We start from the raw sequence: 15,993 nt of genomic DNA, 5'->3' as shown, positions 1-15,993 counted from the left end.
CCTTACCGTACCGCAATATACAGATAACAATGGGCCTTCCCGTCCTTTGTATACTCCGCAGGCACGCTGCTTTCATAATCCATCGTGAAGGCCCGCACAATCCCGCCGTTTTTCTGTTCAGCCCACACGCGTTCCCATGCTTTTCTGGTACATGTGCCTATGTCGCCGCTTTCATCGGCCTCATCATATTTGCGGTACACGCCTTCGCTGACCAGATGTTCCATGTGCTGGAAGAAGTCCGCTGTCACGCCCATGACGGAGAGGTCGTAGGCGCCGGTTTCATCTCCTGCATAATTGCTGTATCTTGAGATGGGGGAAATCCCCGTCTGGAAGTTCTGTGCACTGTCAAATAGGATGGGAAGCTTTCCTCCTGCCACGTCGGCCCATAATTCCCCAATCTTTTCCATGCCCTCCGGTGTATTGTCCGTACGGATTGTTACGCTGGTTAATGTGTATGACATTATCTGTCCTCCTAATCATATATGGTTTATATCCATTCCTTATTGTAACACAGAAGAAACGGTTTGGTATTACTTTTTTGGGATATCCCCCCGCACCTCTTGCAAAATAATGTCAGATATGGTAATATTGCTATACTGAAAAGGATTTCAGGTTCGGAAAAGAGGAAGAAGTGCACATGAAAAAGAATAAAATCACAATCAAAGATGTGGCGGAGTATGCTCAGGTGTCCCCATCCACCGTATCACGTGTACTGAATGACTATAAATGGATTAATACTGAGGTAAAAGAGCGGGTACAGAAAGCGATTGAGGAACTTCATTATGTCCCGGATTTCACGGCCAAAGCCATGGTCCGCGGCAGGAGCCAGGTCGTGGTGGTGATTGTCCCTGTGATTGACAATCATTTTTTCACCCAGCTGATTAACACCGTCATCCGTGAGATGAAGAAATACGGCTATTACGTGGTGGTCTATACAACAGAATCAGCAGATGAGGAATGCAGTTTTTTAAGCAGCTCCATCTGCCAGATGGCGGACGGCATTCTGGACGCCACCTCCTTAAAGGAACTGACGCGGCTGCAGCAGGTAGAGAAGCCGGTGGTGCTCATAGACAGGTACTTTGAAGAGAATACATCCCTGGACTGCATCATGAACCGGAACTACGAAGCCCTGTATCAGGGAACAGGGTATCTGATAAAAAACGGCCACAGCAGGATTGCATTCCTGGTGGGCGCAGAGGGGCATGGGATTGCAGAGGAACGCATCCGCGGATTCAGGGACTGCCTGGCAGCGCACGGGCTGCCGTGGCGGGATGAGTATTTCATACAGGACTGCTGGAAGACAGAGGCGGGCATCCGCTATACATCCCAGCTGATTGGGCTTGAAAAACCGCCTACGGCCATCATAGCAGGCAACAACACCCTGACAACAGGCATGCTGGAAGCTGTCAGGAACCATGGGATGACGCCGGGAAAGGATATTTCCCTCATCGGTTTTGAGGAGTGCGATGAGGATGTCATGGCCTTTGAACGCCATGGGATTACCAGCTTCCGCCTGGATACGTCGGCCATTGCAGTGGGTGCGGTCAGGCTTTTGCTGAAACGGATGGAGCAGCCCGGTGAGAGGGGCGGGGCAAGGACCGAGGCCCTGGAGTTGAAATTCATTGAAAGGACCTCCGTTCAGAAGCTGGTGTGATGAGGCAGGCCGGACTGGAAGACATAAAAGGTGTGTCCGGGGCACATGGATAACCGATTGGGTGCCCCGGATATGCCGCAGTTAATATATCTGCTGGAAAATGGACATAGAAAAGACGGAAGTATAAAAGATGGAAATATAAAACATGGAAGTATAAAAGATGTGGTCATGGCAAAGACAACATTTTTTTTACAGGAACTGAAAACGATTTCAGTTTCAAATCATAAAAAGGAAAAGGAGAAATACAAATGAAACCAGTTGGAATTATCGGAGGAAGCGGCTTCTATGAACTTCTGGAAAATCCCAGGATGTTTGTCCACAATAACAAATATGGACGTTCTTCTGAGATTTTCGAGGGCACGATCCAGGGACGGAAGGTGTATTTTCTTCCAAGACATGGGGAAGAGCACAAAATCATTGTCCCGCGCATCAATTACAGGGCTAATATCTGGGCCTTCAAGGAGCTTGGGGTGGAACAGATCCTGGCCACCAACTGTGTGGGAAGCAGCAATCCGGACATCGAGCTGGGCAGCCTGGTCATCCCGCATGATTTCTGTGACTGGACCAGAAGGTTTCCGCGGTCCCTGTATGACGACGAGGTGGAGGCCTACCATGTGGATATGACGCCTGCCTACTGCCCGGACCTGCGCCGCGCGCTGATTGACGCCGCAAACAAGGTGAAGCCCGGACATGTGCACGACAAGGCGGTCATCTTTGTCAATGAAGGACTCCGGTTCGAGACACCCTTTGAGCTTACCATGTTCCGTAAGCTGGGCGCTGACCTGATAGGGATGACCACCCTTCCGGAAGCAGTCTTTGCAAGGGAGGCGGCCATCTGCTATGCACATATCTGTGTCCCCACCAACTGGTGCCTGGGAGAGCAGATTGAAGCGGACGATTTCCCAAGGCTGTTAAAGCAGGGGATTGAGGATTTCAAGCAGGTATTATATCTGGCCATACCGGACCTGAAGGACGAAAGGGATTGCCCGTGCAGCCATGCGCTGGACCATGCAATCCTTAAGAAGTAAGGGGTGACGGAGGATGCCGCGGTATAAGGCGCTGCTCACGGATCTGGACGGGACCTTAATCCATTCCCAGGACTGCATCTGTGACGCCCTTGCAGAAGCATTTGAAAAGGTAAGCGGGGGCAGACCCGCCAAAGAGGACATTATGGACATGTTCGGGCTTCCGGTGGAAGTGATGCTTACCACGCTGACCGATGTAAGACCGGATGACCATGGTACCATAGAGGAATTCATAGAGGAATATAAAAGGCAGTACCCAATCCATATGGAGCGGGCCAGGCTCATTGACGGGGCCATGAAGACCCTGGACCATATCTGGAATCTGGGCTGTAAGATCTGCCTGATTACATCGGAGCGGAGGAAAAACGCATCCCATATCCTGAAGCAGACAGGACTGGACCGGTATATCAGCCTGCTGGTCACCAGGGATGATGTGATCCGCTTCAAACCCGACCCGGAACCCATCCTAAAGGGGGCTGCCGTGTGCGGCTGCCTGAAGGAGGAATGCGTATACATAGGGGAGTCCCCCTTTGATATAGAAGCCGGGGTGGCTGCGGGGATTTATACGGTGGGGGTGCCGTCCGGGAACTGGCCCCTTGGGTCCCTGGAGGAAAAGAAACCGGATTGTGTGATTAAAGATATCAGTGAGCTGTGTTCCATTTTTGATGAGTCATGAAGGAGGAGAAAGATATGAGGAAAATGAGACTGTTTTTAACTGCTGCTGCCGTCATGTGCGTGCTGGCCGGATGCGCCGGAGGCAAAGGGGAAACTGCAAAGGAAACGTCCCAGGGCGGACAGGCCCAGACTGAACAGGCCAAGGCAGGGGATGACGGGGAAACAGGGAAAAAAGAGGAAGGGGCAGGGGCGCAGGATAAAGAATTATTTACCTGCCTGATCAGCGAAGCCCCGGCAGGGGTTCCGTTCACCGACCTGACATGGACCGGATTTGAACAGATTGAACAGGAGTACGGGGCCACGGTCAAGCTGATTGAGGCGCTGGACAAGGCCGAGTATTCAGAGCAGATCAGGGCAATGGCGGAAATGGGCGCCAACCCCATCTACACCATGTTCGACACGGTAAACGAAGTGGCCATCGAGCTGGCCCCGGAGTATCCGGACACCATGTTCTGTCTCATTGACAGCAGCCTGGATACCAAATATGACAATGTGGCCAATGTGTACGTGGACTCCCTGGAACCGGCCTTTGTATCCGGTTTTGTGGCAGCCAGGACCACACAGTCAAAGACAATCGGCTGGATCGGCAGCCTGGACATTCCTGTGATTAACCGGTTCCGCGATGCATATCTGGCAGGAGCCGCATACGCGGACCCGGATGTGACGGTACAGACCGCATACGTGGGGGATGACAGCGACACGGTAAAGGCGGGGGAGCAGACGAAAATCATGGTCAGCCAGGGCGCGGATGTGATTTTCCAGACAGCCAACCTGGCAGGACTGGGCGTGATCCAGGGCTGTTCCGAGGCAGGAATCAGGTGTATCGGGGTTGATGAGTGGCAGGGCGGAATTGATGACTGCGTGTTCTGGTCATCCCTGACCGATATCAGGGGCGCTGTATTTGATTCCTTTACCGCTTATAAGGACGGGCAGTTCGTGTCAGGACGTACCAACTACGGGATAGAGACACAGTCAGCCATTTTCGACGACAGGGATTACGATAAGCTTCCCGAGGATGTCAGGACGGATTTGGACAAATTAATTGAAGACGTAAAATCAGGTTCCCTTAATCTGGAGGATTTGCTGAAATAGGGACTGCAAAGGGCCGATGGTACAAAAGGAGGCATTTATGGACTTTGTGCTGGAATTAAAAGGAATTACCAAACGGTTCGGCAGCCTGACAGCCAATGATAAAATCAGCCTGTCCGTCAGGAAAGGAACGGTTCATGCGGTTATCGGGGAAAATGGGGCAGGCAAAAGTACTTTGATGAATGTCATCAGCGGCCTTTACCGGCCGGATGAGGGAGAACTGTTTGTACATGGGAAAAAGATGGATTTCAGGAACCCCAACCATGCAAGCCGGGCCGGCATCGGGATGGTGCACCAGGAATTCATGCTGTTTCCCGAATTGTCGGTACTGGACAATATCATGATGGGTTACGAAACGCGCAGGTGGGGCATTTTCCTGAACCGTGACAAGGCGCGCAGGAGGGTGGAGGCTATCTGTGAGGAATACCACTTCAACATACCGCTGGACGAACAGGTACAGGACCTGTCCGTGTCCATGCTCCAGCAGGTGGAAATCGTAAAGATACTGTACCGGGGAGTGGATATCATTATTTTTGACGAACCCACCTCGGTCCTTACACCCCAGGGAATCGAGGGCCTGTTCGAGGCAATCCGTTTCCTGGTTAAGAACGGCAAGACCGTGCTTTTCATCACCCATAAGTTAAAAGAGGTCATGGAGATATCGGACAGCATCACGGTCTTAAAAAACGGCCGCTATGTCGGCACGGTGAAGCCGGAAGAAACAGATGAACACGGTCTTGCCACCATGATGGTGGGAAGGGAGGTCATCCTGACCGCCCAGAAGGAGGACAAGGAACAGGGGGATGTGCTGCTTCAGGTTAAGCATCTGTGTGTTCCTGACCATGAGGGACGGGAAAAGTTAAAGGATGTCTCATTTGAAATCAGAAAGGGCGAAATCCTGGGAATCGCAGGCGTTGCAGGCTCCGGCCAGCAGGAACTGGTGGAGGGCCTGTTCGGTCTTAGGAAATGCAGCAAGGGGGAGGTGGCCTTTGACGGAAGGGACATCACCCATCTGGGCTGCCGGGAACACCGGCTGCGCCACATCGGATATGTGCCCCAGGACCGGATCAGCGAGGGAATCAACCGGGAAGCGTCCCTGTGGGAAAATGCCATTATGGGATACCATATTGTCAAAGGGTTTGGAAACCGGTTCATCCTGAAACGGAAACAGGCCATATCATTTACGGAACGCATCATCCATGAATTCAATGTCAAGGCATCCTCACCCAACCTGAAGATACAGACCCTTTCAGGTGGAAACATACAGAAACTGATTGTGGGCAGGGAGTTTTTGCAGGATAACAGCCTTCTGATCATTGAAGACCCCACCAGGGGCATTGACATAGGGGCCATTGAGTTCATATGGAAAAAGATAGAGAGCCTGGCTGCCGCGGGCACGGCAATCCTGCTGGTAAGCCATGAACTGAACGAGGTCATGGAGGTGTCGGACCGTATCCTGGTCATGTACGGCGGGCAGCTGTATGACGGGGGGCTTCATGGGGAAAAGACAGAGACGGATATAGGGCTTTTGATGACAGGAGGTGGCTGCCCATGAACAAGGAAGCAAAGGTGATGAGACAGGACGCCCTGTGGAACATCATGAAATACGCGTGTTCCTTCCTGGCTGTCATGATCATCGGCAGCCTGCTGATCCTATGGCAGGGAGAGAACCCGGCTACGGCCATGAAATATATCCTCCAGGGAGCATTTGGCAGCGTCCGCAACTTCGGCAACACCCTGCGGTGGATCACGCCCTGTATCCTGACGGGAATCGCGGCCACCATTGCATTCAAATCCGGGGTCATGAACCTGGGGATTGAGGGCCAGCTTTACTTTGGGGCATATGCGGCGGCCCTGTTCGGTTTTTACGTGCATCTGCCAAAAGCGCTGCATGTCACGGGCTGTCTTCTGGCAGCCGGCATTGCGGGCATGCTGTTTGCCCTGATTCCGGCCGTGATGAAGCTTACATTCCATGTCAACGAAATGATTACGACCCTGATGCTTAACTATATCGCCGTGCTGCTGACCGAATATTTTACTTATATAGTAATGGGAATCAGCGCTGCCGGGGATTCACTGGCCCTGTCAACGCCGCCCATAGCAGATACGGCGCGCCTGACCAACCTGATACCCAAGACCAATGCAAGCACGGGCGTGCTCATAGCAGTGGCGCTGGTCATCGTGATTTTCATGGTTTACAGGTATACCATAATCGGATATGAGCTGAAGCAGGTGGGGGAGAACCGCAGGTTTGCAAGGATTGGGGGCGTGAATGTGACAAAGACCTTCCTGGCAATCTTCCTGCTGTCGGGATTCGTGGCCGGTCTGTGCGGCAGTATTGAAGTCCAGGGCACGTATGGGAAATTCACCGCCAGCTTCTCCAATAACCTTGGCTGGGACGGCATCATGATTGCCATGATTGCAGGCAATCATCCCATTACGGTCCTGGGAGTAGCCGTTATCTGGGGCGTCCTGAAAGCCGGGTCCCTCCATATGGAGCGGATGTGCGACGTGAACCGCCTGACCGTGCTTTTGATTCAGGCCCTGTTCGTGCTGTTCATCACTGTGGATTACCGTAAACTGATTGGTTCTGTCAAGAGGAAGGCGGTGGTGGGATAATGCTTTCAATTTTACTGGGAACCATAACCATGGCAGCGGCCCTGCGTCTGGCCGTGCCGCTTATCCTGTCATCCATTGGCGGCTGTTTCGGGGACAGGACGGGAATCTTTAACATTGCCCTGGAAAGCTTCATGCTGTGCGCTGCATTCTTTGCCACGCTGGGCACCTATTACTCCGGGAACCCATACACAGGGGTGCTGTGCGGGATCCTGGCAGGGCTGGCCTGTTCCGTCCTGTTCGGCATCCTGGTGTTCCATCTTGGCTCCAGCGGCATGGTGGTCAGCATCGCCATGAACCTGGGGATGGATGCATTTACATCCTTCCTGCTCCTTAATATCTTCGGGAAACGCGGCTCGTTCATGGATCCAAGGCTGGTCAGCCTGCCCTCTGTCAAGCTGCCTGTCATAAGCAGGATCCCTTATATAGGGGAAGTGTTCGGAACCCACAATCTGGTGGTCTATTTTACCCTTCTGGCCATTGCCGGGACCTGGATTGCCATGTATAAAACGCCCTTTGGCCTGAGGCTGCGCAGTGTGGGAATCAATGAAAAGGCGGCTCAGACAACCGGGACCAATGTCCTGCGCTATAAATGGTACTCTGTTTTAATCACCGGATTTTTCGTGGGGATTGCCGGCGCGGTCCTTCCTCTGGGCGGCACCTCCATATTCACGGAAAATATGTCGGCAGGCAGGGGATTCCTAGCAGTTGCAGCCATCATGATTGCAAAGGGGAACCCGGTGCTGGCAGCGGTGTACAGTTTCATGTTCGCCTATGCCCAGGCCCTTGCGGCCAGCATGCAGAACTTCGGGATCCCGTCCCAGATCGTGCTGGCCCTGCCCTATTTCATGACCATCGCGGTGCTGCTGGTTTCGGGGATACGGGGAAGGGTGAAGAAGGTTTCGGTGGAGACTGCGTAGGGAAGGGATGCGGTTTGGCCGGATTATACCGGATAAGTTGGAAATGCTGCCATGAAGCGTTCAATCTGTTCATGGCAGCTTTTTAAATGGAATTTTTACCGAAACATATTTCCTGTTCAAGTAAACTGTCATGCGGTTTTGAGGAAATCACTTATATAAATCCGTAAAACACTTGACAAAATCCACAAAAATACTTACTATAGGGTATAAAGGTATTACCATAATACCGGAAAGAGGTATTGACATGGCGATGATGCCTGTGATTAAACAGAATCTAAGTGATAATATTAAACACGATTTGAAGAAATACATACTGGATATGGACCTGAAGGAGTCTGCCAAACTTCCACCGGAAGTGGAAATCGGGCGCAAGTTTGGGGTCAGCCGGGTCACGGTGCGGCGGGCATTGGATGAACTGGAACAGGAGAACCTGATTTTCCGCATTCATGGAAGGGGGACTTTTGTGAACCCCGAGGCAGCGGCCATCAAAATCAGCCTGAATCCGGCCCAGGAGTTCGGACACCTGATTGAATTGGGAGGCTATGAGGCGCAGATTAAGCTCATAAGCCAGGAAACCATAAATAGGGGAGCAATGGGCCAGGGGACCGTGAATCAGGAAACCATGGGTCAGGGCGCGTCCCACCGCATGAAAAAGCACTGCCGGAATCTCCAGGTGGAGGAGGGCGCCCGGTTGTACCGCATTGAGAAGGTCTATTATGCGGATGGCCATCCGGCCATTGTATGTATTGACTATATGCCAAGGGAATTGTTTCAGCAGGAACCATCGGAGGATGAGTGGTCATCCATGTCCTCGTTTGAACTGTTGCGCAGGTACGCGGGCAGGCTGCTGTGCAGGGACAGGGTGGAGATACTGACCATGACCAGGGAAGAGATGGGATCAGTGACGGACAGCGCCCTGCTGATGGAGTGCCAATCCGTATTGGAGCTGGATAATCTGGCATATGACCAGGATAACCAGCCGGTCATCTCAGCCAATGCGTTTTTTGATACCAAATATATCCGCTATAATCTCCTGCGGAGCCAGGAGCATTATTGACCGGACCGCCATATCACCTGTCCGGCGTATTTGCGCCGGGAGACAATCATAAGCTGAATATAATACATCTTGCGTCCCTAAGGCCTGTATGCCCCAGACGGCGCAGGATTATTATTTCACACATATAAAGGTATTACCATAATACTTAAATACCTATATTAAGGAGGAGAAGATATGCTTACAACACGTCAGATGAAACTTATCGTCAACATGCCAAAGGCGGAGAACCACATCCACATTGAAGGTTCCATCCCCTGGGACCTGGCGTTGGATCTTGGCAGGAAGAATGGGGTAAAGCTCCCTGCTGATACGGTGGAGGGACTGCGGCAGTGGGTGGAAGGAATCCTGAAGGCGGACGGGCTGAATGGTTTCATGCTTTGTGACAGGACCATCAATTCCGTATGCATTACCAAGGAGGATTACGAGGCGGTGGTGCTTGCACTGGCAAAGGATGCAAGGAGGCAGAACGTGGTTTACCAGGAGCTGCACCTGGATTATCCGCTGAATGAGGAACGGGGAATCCCCATGGAAGTGGTAATGGAGGGATACCGCAGCGCCCAGAAAAAGGCGAAGGAACAGTATGGGGTTGAGATTGTCTATATTGCGGGCCTGGACAGGACCTTGTCTCCTGAGCAGTGTGAGCGTTTTGTAAAGAACCTTGAAGGTTACCGGGACATGGTGGACGGACTGGGAATGGACTGTGAGGAAAAGGGGCATCCCTGTATCAAACACCAGGGCAGCTACAGGCTTGCAGAAGACATGGGATTGTTCCTGACCGCCCATGCGGGGGAGGATGACGGCGCCTATAATATATGGGATGCCATCCAAACGCTGCACGTAAGCAGGATTGACCATGGCTGCCAGTCCATCCATGAACCTGAACTGCTTAAGTATCTGAAGGAACATGAAATCCTCTGCGCCATGTGTCCCACATCAAATATATGGACCGGGGCTGCCAGGAACTATGAGGAACATCCGGCAGTGACCATGATGCGGGCAGGCGTACCCGTATCCATCAGTTCGGATGACCCGCCTTATATGGTGGATCTGGTGCAGGAGTATGCAATTGCCCTGGATGAGATGCATTTTACAGAGGATGAACTGATCCGGACGGCCAGGAACGCATTTGCATATTCCATTAAGGGACAGAAGTATCTGGAACAGTTTGACGCCTGGGTAGAGGCATTCAAAAAGAACGAGGCATAAGAGACAGGCGCAGGAAACAGGAAGCAAGATAAGATACGGAGCATTTGGGGAATAAGAAAAGATTGGGGGTTTAACAATGAATGAGAAACTGGAACGGATATTCCATCTGAAGGAGAGGGGGACCGACCCTAAAACTGAAATTCTGGCAGGTATCACCATTTTCCTGACCTGTGTGTATATTGTGGCTGTTAATCCGGCGATTCTGGGCGCTACGGGTATGGATATGAAGGCCTTGTTCTGGGCCAGCGCCCTGTCCGCGGCCATTGCCTGTATCTGGGTGGGGCTGTGGGCAAACCTGCCCTTTGCCATGGGACCGGCCATGGGACTGAACGCGTATTTTGCCTATTATGTCTGCAATACCCTGGGACTGCCATGGCAGAATGCCCTTGGATGTGTGGCTATTTCCGGCACCACGTTCATGCTTCTGAGCATTTTCAAGGTACAGCAGAAGATTGTGGATGCCATGCCGGAGTGCATCAAGCATTCCATCGGCGCGGGAATCGGATTCTTTATTGCATTCAGCGGTCTGACCCAGGCAGGAATCGTGGTCCACTCACCGGACACCCTGTTAACCCTGGGTGACCTTGCCAATCCTGGGGCGCTGCTGGCATTGGCCGGGATCTTCTTTACAGCGGTCCTGGTCATACGGGGCGTAAAGGGGGCAATCCTGATTGGGGTGTTGGCAGTAACCGTGCTGGGAGTGTTCATCAAGGACCCTGTGACCGGGGCTGCCTATACAATCCTGCCCACACAGCTGATTGCGTTTGATAATCCTGCCCAGGCCCTGGCTCCAACCTTTGGGCAGCTTACATTAAAAGGGATGTTCACCGGTTCACCGGAAATGATCCTGGGCGTTGTATTTGCCATCATTAGTTTTCTTTTTGTGGATTTGTTTGACAGCATCGGCGTACTTTTAGGGGTGGCAACCAAGGCAGGTCTTATTGATGAGAAGGGTAACATGCCCTGCGCGGGCAAAGCGCTGTTCGTGTCAGCCGGCAGTGCTGCCGTAGGCGCTGTTCTTGGAACCAGTACCGTGACAATTTATGGTGCGGAAAGCGCCACCGGCATTTCTGAAGGGGGAAAGACCGGCATGACGGCCTGTGTGACCGGAATCCTGTTCCTTCTCACCCTGGTCCTGTCGCCGGTGTTCCTGATGATCCCATCCATAGCAACAGCGCCCGCCCTTGTAATGGTGGGGATTTTCATGATTGAACCTTTGCGCGGCCTTGCGCTGAATGATGTTTCCATTGCGCTGCCCGTGTTCATGACAGTTGCAATCATGCCGTTTACATATAATATTGCATATGGGATCCTCTTTGGCCTGATTGGTTATAGTGTGGGACAGATTGCAGCGGGGAAAGCCCGGCAGATGACAAAGACCGTGTGGATTCTGACGGCGGTGTTTATTGTTTATCTGGCGCTTGATATCATGCTGTAGCATACAGGCGGGGATAATAGTATACTGGGAGGTATAGGATATGAGGACCTTTGAGGACATTAAAAATATAATTGAAGCAGGGCTTGGCAGGGTGCCATGTGATCTGAAGCTTGCCAATGTAAAGCTGGTTAATGTGTTTTCCGCACAGGTATATGAGACAGATATTTACATCAAGGATAAAAGGGTGGTGTCCATTGACCCTGAAGCAGGGCTGAAAGCCGCAACGGTAATGGACTGCCGCGGCAGATATGCCATACCGGGCCTGATTGATGCCCATATGCATTTTGAATCCACCATGCTGTCACCTGAGGCGCTGGCCTCGGTGGTGGTGCCACAGGGTACCACCACCCTGTGTGCGGATTTAATGGAGATTGCCAATGTGGCAGGGGTAGGCGGCCTGAAGGCCATGCTGGCATCCATGAGCCGTTTGCCATACCGGATGCTCATAGAGGTTTCATCACGCGTCCCCACTGCACCGGGACTGGAAACAACCGGAGCGGTCCTGGGCGCGGAGGAAGTGGCGGAAATCATGGACTGGGAAGAGAGTGTAAGCCTGGGGGAACTGGATCCATCCAAAATCCTCTGGGTGAAGGAGGAATATCTTCACAAGATTGCAGATACCCTGGCAAGGAGGAAGGTGGTGAACGGACATGCCATCGGAAGGCTGGGCCAGGAGCTTAATGTATATGCGTCCAGCGGCATTTCCGACGACCATGAGTGCGTGACGGCGGAAGAAATGCTGGAGCGCCTGAAGGTGGGGATGAAAGTGCTGATCCGCGAGGGCAGCAGTGAGCGCAATGTGGATGAACTGGTAAAAGGAATCGTAAGCCTGGGGCTTAGCACCGATAACCTGATGTTCTGCACGGATGATAAGCATGCCAGGGAAATACAGACAGAAGGCCATATCAATTACAATGTGACCAGGGCAGTTGAACTGGGGTTGGATCCAATGGATGCCATCCAGATGGCAACGGTCAATGCCGCTAAGCATTTCCGTCTGGAGGATGAAATCGGGAGCATAACACCGGGCCGTCTGGCGGATATCCTGCTGGTGGAGGACTGGCGGGTGGTTAAGCCACTGACTGTTATCTTTGAGGGAAAGGTGGTTGCTGAGAATGGGAGACTGCTTAATGCGTGTCCTGTGGGGGAATATCCCCAGTGGCTGAAAGAGACAGTGACACTTAAGAATCCAATCATACCGGAGTCCTTCCTGGTGAAGACAGATGAAAAGGGGGATGCACTCCGGGTCCATGTCATTGACATGGTGCCGCGGCAGATTATAAACCATGACACCATAAGGGAACTGGATGTGAAGGATGGCGCTGTTTTAGCTGACCTGAAACAGGATATACTGAAACTGGCCGTGGTGGAACGGTATGGTAAGAACGGCAACATTGGAATTGGTTTTGTACACGGTTTTCAGTTGGAGAAGGGGGCCATGGCATACTCCATGTCCCATGACCATCACAATATCGTGGTGGTGGGAGCGGACGATACGGATATGGCTTTGGCTGTAAATGAGGTGGCCAGGTTAAAGGGCGGTCTGGCGGTGGCGGCAGATGGCCGGATACTTGGGAGCATGGAGCTGCCCATAGGAGGCCTTATGAGCCAGCTGCCTGCAGAGGATGTGATGACAAGGCTGGATGAATTGAATGAAATGGCCAGGTCCCTGGGATGCAGGATGGATGCCCCGTTCATGTCCCTGAGCTTTGTCTCCCTGCCCACGGTCCCTGACCTGGGGCTGACCGATATGGGGCTGGTGGATGTACTCAACCACAGGCTTCTGCCTCTTAAAGCTTAGAGGCCATAGAAACAGCTGGGCTTCCATAAAATGGAAGGCAAACATATAATGACAGCAAGTAAAGTCAAGCGCCAGCCCCCGGACTCTGCTATAATATATGCAGGGTGGCCGAAACGAGGTGAACAGACGGATGTACGAATGGCAGAAACAGATTCAGGTCATTGTTGACGAAATCGACAAATGCATAAAGAACCATAATGATGAAGCGCTGACCCTGCGCTGCCTTTCCGGCAGGCTGGGGTATTCTGGCTTCCATATGACCAGGAAATTCAAGGAGATATCGGGCATGCAGTTCAGGGATTACCTGCGGCGCAGGAAACTGGCTTTTGCGCTGAAAGAGTGAAATCCACGGACGAGATTAAAATTTATTTTGTAACCATTCTCGCGCACAAATTCCTGCATATTAAAAACTATGAGAGCAATGGATATTGGGATTTCTGGCAGAAGCAGGGTATGATTCCGGGGCAGGACCAGGAGACAATCTGCGGCCTGTTGGACAGTATCGTGGGTAAACTGGATGACGATGGGGGCAGCGAATGCAACAGCGGAAGCGGGCAGGTCATGGCGTACATCAATGATCCGGAGGGCAGGCTCTGCGACTGGGGAATCATATCAGGCCGGTGCGTAAGCAGGCATAAATATATTAGAAGGGTCAAAGAGCGCCATGTCCGTCCTGCGGATTACAAAAACGTTAAAATTTCGCTAATGACTTTTAATTTTGGAACTCCAGCCGATATAATAAGTATCTTATTATAAATCCAGGAGGCATTGAATGAAAAGGGTGTGGAGTTCACTAAAGATTAATAAAAAGCTGCTTATCGCGTTTCTTTTGGTAACAATACTTTCCAGCAGCAGCGGTTTCATCAGTTTGTTCCTTATGAAAAAAGCGGATGTGCAGTATTCAGGCGCACTGACCAATTATGGATTTTCCCAAGGGGATATCGGTCTTCTCATGGAGGCTTTGACCAGCAATACCTTCAATATCATGACGATTATGGCCACTGATCCGGAGAATACCCAGCTTATCAGGCAGTCTGAGGATGACATAAATAAAAATGCAGCCGCAATCAGCCAGTGCATGGCGAATATTGAACCAACCCTGGTTGGAGAAGAAAGGAGCTTTTACGAAACCATTGAAGAAAACCTGCCCTTATTCACACAGCATGCCCAGGAGGTAATTACACTGGCAAAACAGAATAAGGATAAAGAGGCCATGGACCTGTATCAGGATGAGGCGCTGGAACATATCGAGAAGATACAGGAAGCGGTTACGTCGTTGATGGACAGCAACCGCACGGAGGGCAGCCGGCTGTCAAAAGAATTAACCAGGCAGAGCAATCTTACCGTTGTATGCATGGCGCTCCTGTCCGTGGCAGCTTTCTGTGTATCCATGATACTGGCAACCTTTATTGCCCGCGCCATTTCAAGACCGATGGAACAATGCTCCGAGAGGCTGGTGGGCCTGTCCCAGGGCGATTTGCAGACGTCCGTACCGGTAGTGGACAGCGAAGATGAAACCGGGATACTGGCAGATGCCACAAAAGAGCTGGTTGACAGGCTGAAGTCGGTGATAGAACAGCTGGCGTCCATACTGGGAAGCATTGCGGATGGAAACCTGGATATTCCATACACGCAGGACTTTTCCGGTGATTTCGCTGCCCTTCATACCAGCTCCTCAAAAATCATAGATTCACTGAACGAGGCATTCCACATGATAGACCAGTCCGCGGGCCAGGTGGATTCCGGGGCGGAACAGGTATCCATGGGCGCCCAGGCCCTGTCCCAGGGCGCCACGGAGCAGGCCAGCTCCATTGAAGAACTGGCAGCCACCATAAATGATATATCAAGCCAGGTGAATAAGATTGCGGAAAACGCCCAGAAGGCGCGCAAGGAATCCGAACGCCAGGGCGCCAATCTGGACGAAAGCAGCAGGAAGATGCAGGACATGGTGTCTGCCATGGACCAGATAAGCAGTAAATCAGGCGAGATTGGCAAGATTATCAAGACCATTGAGGATATTGCCTTCCAGACCAACATCCTTGCGCTGAACGCGGCCGTGGAGGCTGCCCGGGCAGGGGAAGCCGGAAAGGGCTTTGCGGTGGTTGCGGATGAGGTCCGTAACCTGGCCGGGAAGAGCGCGGACGCGGCTAAGAATACAACGGGCCTGATAGAAGAGACCATTCAGGCTGTTGAAAATGGAACGGAAATTGCCGCCTTGACCGCGGATGCGTTAAAAGAGGTGGTGGAAAGCTCCCATCATGTGGCCGGTCTTGTGGATCTGATTGCGGAAGCTTCCAATACCCAGGCGGTTTCCATCAGCCAGGTGACCCAGGGCGTGGATCAGATTTCGAGCGTGGTACAGACCAACTCAGCAACTGCCCAGGAAAGCGCGGCGGCCAGCGAGGAACTGGCTGGGCAGTCGCGGATGATGAAGGACCTGATTGGGCGGTTTAAATTAAAAAGGCAGTAAATAAGGCAAAATAAAGGGACGGTCATCCGGAATCGTGTTAAA

At 52.1% G+C, this 15,993-nt stretch carries 14 protein-coding genes and 1 pseudogene; 14 read left to right on the top strand and 1 reads right to left on the bottom strand.

Annotation, left to right across the window (positions count from 1 at the left end):
- Nucleotides 1–2 precede the first annotated feature (2 nt).
- Nucleotides 3–461: a hypothetical protein gene (locus MCJ35_RS19110; RefSeq protein ID WP_025485844.1), complete on the bottom strand. Its 459-nt coding sequence runs from the start codon at nucleotides 459–461 to the stop codon at nucleotides 3–5.
- Between the two features lie 176 nt (nucleotides 462–637).
- Between MCJ35_RS19110 and MCJ35_RS19105 the strand changes: the two genes are divergently transcribed.
- The 14 genes and pseudogenes from MCJ35_RS19105 to MCJ35_RS19040 all read left to right on the top strand — a co-directional run bounded on the left by MCJ35_RS19105 (nucleotide 638) and on the right by MCJ35_RS19040 (nucleotide 15,951).
- Nucleotides 638–1,654: a LacI family DNA-binding transcriptional regulator gene (locus MCJ35_RS19105; RefSeq protein ID WP_025485846.1), complete on the top strand. Its 1,017-nt coding sequence runs from the start codon at nucleotides 638–640 to the stop codon at nucleotides 1,652–1,654.
- A gap of 72 nt (nucleotides 1,655–1,726) precedes the next feature.
- On the top strand, nucleotides 1,727–1,906 hold the full coding sequence (locus MCJ35_RS19100) for a hypothetical protein (protein WP_155858475.1): 180 nt from the start codon (nucleotides 1,727–1,729) through the stop codon (nucleotides 1,904–1,906).
- Nucleotides 1,903–2,682, top strand: a complete 780-nt coding sequence (locus tag MCJ35_RS19095; protein WP_008719322.1) for an MTAP family purine nucleoside phosphorylase — start codon at nucleotides 1,903–1,905, stop codon at nucleotides 2,680–2,682. The genes MCJ35_RS19100 and MCJ35_RS19095 overlap by 4 nt, the downstream gene beginning before the upstream one ends.
- A gap of 13 nt (nucleotides 2,683–2,695) precedes the next feature.
- On the top strand, nucleotides 2,696–3,355 hold the full coding sequence (locus tag MCJ35_RS19090) for an HAD family hydrolase (protein ID WP_025485850.1): 660 nt from the start codon (nucleotides 2,696–2,698) through the stop codon (nucleotides 3,353–3,355).
- A 14-nt stretch (nucleotides 3,356–3,369) separates the two neighbouring features.
- On the top strand, nucleotides 3,370–4,446 hold the full coding sequence (locus MCJ35_RS19085; RefSeq protein ID WP_025485851.1) for a BMP family ABC transporter substrate-binding protein: 1,077 nt from the start codon (nucleotides 3,370–3,372) through the stop codon (nucleotides 4,444–4,446).
- A 37-nt stretch (nucleotides 4,447–4,483) separates the two neighbouring features.
- Nucleotides 4,484–5,998 (top strand): ABC transporter ATP-binding protein, encoded by a 1,515-nt coding sequence (locus MCJ35_RS19080; RefSeq protein WP_025485852.1) that lies wholly within the window; start codon nucleotides 4,484–4,486, stop codon nucleotides 5,996–5,998.
- Entirely contained in the window at nucleotides 5,995–7,062 is a 1,068-nt protein-coding gene (locus MCJ35_RS19075; protein WP_025485853.1) for an ABC transporter permease, read from the top strand. Before MCJ35_RS19080 ends, MCJ35_RS19075 begins: the two co-directional genes overlap by 4 nt.
- A complete protein-coding gene (locus tag MCJ35_RS19070) occupies nucleotides 7,062–7,979 on the top strand; it encodes an ABC transporter permease (RefSeq protein ID WP_008719313.1) in 918 nt (305 codons plus the stop codon). The genes MCJ35_RS19075 and MCJ35_RS19070 overlap by 1 nt, the downstream gene beginning before the upstream one ends.
- 244 nt (nucleotides 7,980–8,223) lie before the next feature.
- A complete protein-coding gene (locus MCJ35_RS19065) occupies nucleotides 8,224–9,036 on the top strand; it encodes a GntR family transcriptional regulator (RefSeq protein ID WP_025485855.1) in 813 nt (270 codons plus the stop codon).
- A gap of 174 nt (nucleotides 9,037–9,210) precedes the next feature.
- Nucleotides 9,211–10,242, top strand: coding sequence for an adenosine deaminase (gene add, locus MCJ35_RS19060; protein WP_025485856.1), 1,032 nt, complete (start codon nucleotides 9,211–9,213; stop codon nucleotides 10,240–10,242).
- 76 nt (nucleotides 10,243–10,318) lie between these two features.
- Complete coding sequence (locus MCJ35_RS19055; protein WP_240299616.1) at nucleotides 10,319–11,680, top strand: NCS2 family permease; 1,362 nt, start codon at nucleotides 10,319–10,321, stop codon at nucleotides 11,678–11,680.
- A gap of 40 nt (nucleotides 11,681–11,720) precedes the next feature.
- Nucleotides 11,721–13,481: an adenine deaminase gene (gene ade, locus MCJ35_RS19050; protein WP_025485858.1), complete on the top strand. Its 1,761-nt coding sequence runs from the start codon at nucleotides 11,721–11,723 to the stop codon at nucleotides 13,479–13,481.
- A gap of 130 nt (nucleotides 13,482–13,611) precedes the next feature.
- Nucleotides 13,612–14,105: pseudogene (locus MCJ35_RS19045) on the top strand (helix-turn-helix transcriptional regulator); the annotation flags it as partial.
- A 148-nt stretch (nucleotides 14,106–14,253) separates the two neighbouring features.
- Entirely contained in the window at nucleotides 14,254–15,951 is a 1,698-nt protein-coding gene (locus MCJ35_RS19040; protein ID WP_025485861.1) for a methyl-accepting chemotaxis protein, read from the top strand.
- Nucleotides 15,952–15,993: the final 42 nt, after the last annotated feature.

The organism is Enterocloster sp. OA13 (genome assembly GCF_022440595.1).
In the GTDB taxonomy this organism is placed as follows: domain Bacteria; phylum Bacillota; class Clostridia; order Lachnospirales; family Lachnospiraceae; genus Enterocloster; species Enterocloster hominis.
This window is presented reverse-complemented; position numbering and strand designations above follow the sequence as displayed.

Coding starts and splice junctions, on each gene's coding strand:
- MCJ35_RS19070 (WP_008719313.1), top strand. CDS start 7,062: ATGCTTTCAATTTTACTGGGAACCATAACCATGGCAGCGGCCCTGCGT.
- MCJ35_RS19110 (WP_025485844.1), bottom strand. CDS start 461: ATGTCATACACATTAACCAGCGTAACAATCCGTACGGACAATACACCG.
- MCJ35_RS19040 (WP_025485861.1), top strand. CDS start 14,254: ATGAAAAGGGTGTGGAGTTCACTAAAGATTAATAAAAAGCTGCTTATC.
- MCJ35_RS19085 (WP_025485851.1), top strand. CDS start 3,370: ATGAGGAAAATGAGACTGTTTTTAACTGCTGCTGCCGTCATGTGCGTG.
- MCJ35_RS19065 (WP_025485855.1), top strand. CDS start 8,224: ATGGCGATGATGCCTGTGATTAAACAGAATCTAAGTGATAATATTAAA.
- MCJ35_RS19100 (WP_155858475.1), top strand. CDS start 1,727: ATGCCGCAGTTAATATATCTGCTGGAAAATGGACATAGAAAAGACGGA.
- add (WP_025485856.1), top strand. CDS start 9,211: ATGCTTACAACACGTCAGATGAAACTTATCGTCAACATGCCAAAGGCG.
- MCJ35_RS19090 (WP_025485850.1), top strand. CDS start 2,696: ATGCCGCGGTATAAGGCGCTGCTCACGGATCTGGACGGGACCTTAATC.
- ade (WP_025485858.1), top strand. CDS start 11,721: ATGAGGACCTTTGAGGACATTAAAAATATAATTGAAGCAGGGCTTGGC.
- MCJ35_RS19075 (WP_025485853.1), top strand. CDS start 5,995: ATGAACAAGGAAGCAAAGGTGATGAGACAGGACGCCCTGTGGAACATC.
- MCJ35_RS19055 (WP_240299616.1), top strand. CDS start 10,319: ATGAATGAGAAACTGGAACGGATATTCCATCTGAAGGAGAGGGGGACC.
- MCJ35_RS19105 (WP_025485846.1), top strand. CDS start 638: ATGAAAAAGAATAAAATCACAATCAAAGATGTGGCGGAGTATGCTCAG.
- MCJ35_RS19095 (WP_008719322.1), top strand. CDS start 1,903: ATGAAACCAGTTGGAATTATCGGAGGAAGCGGCTTCTATGAACTTCTG.
- MCJ35_RS19080 (WP_025485852.1), top strand. CDS start 4,484: ATGGACTTTGTGCTGGAATTAAAAGGAATTACCAAACGGTTCGGCAGC.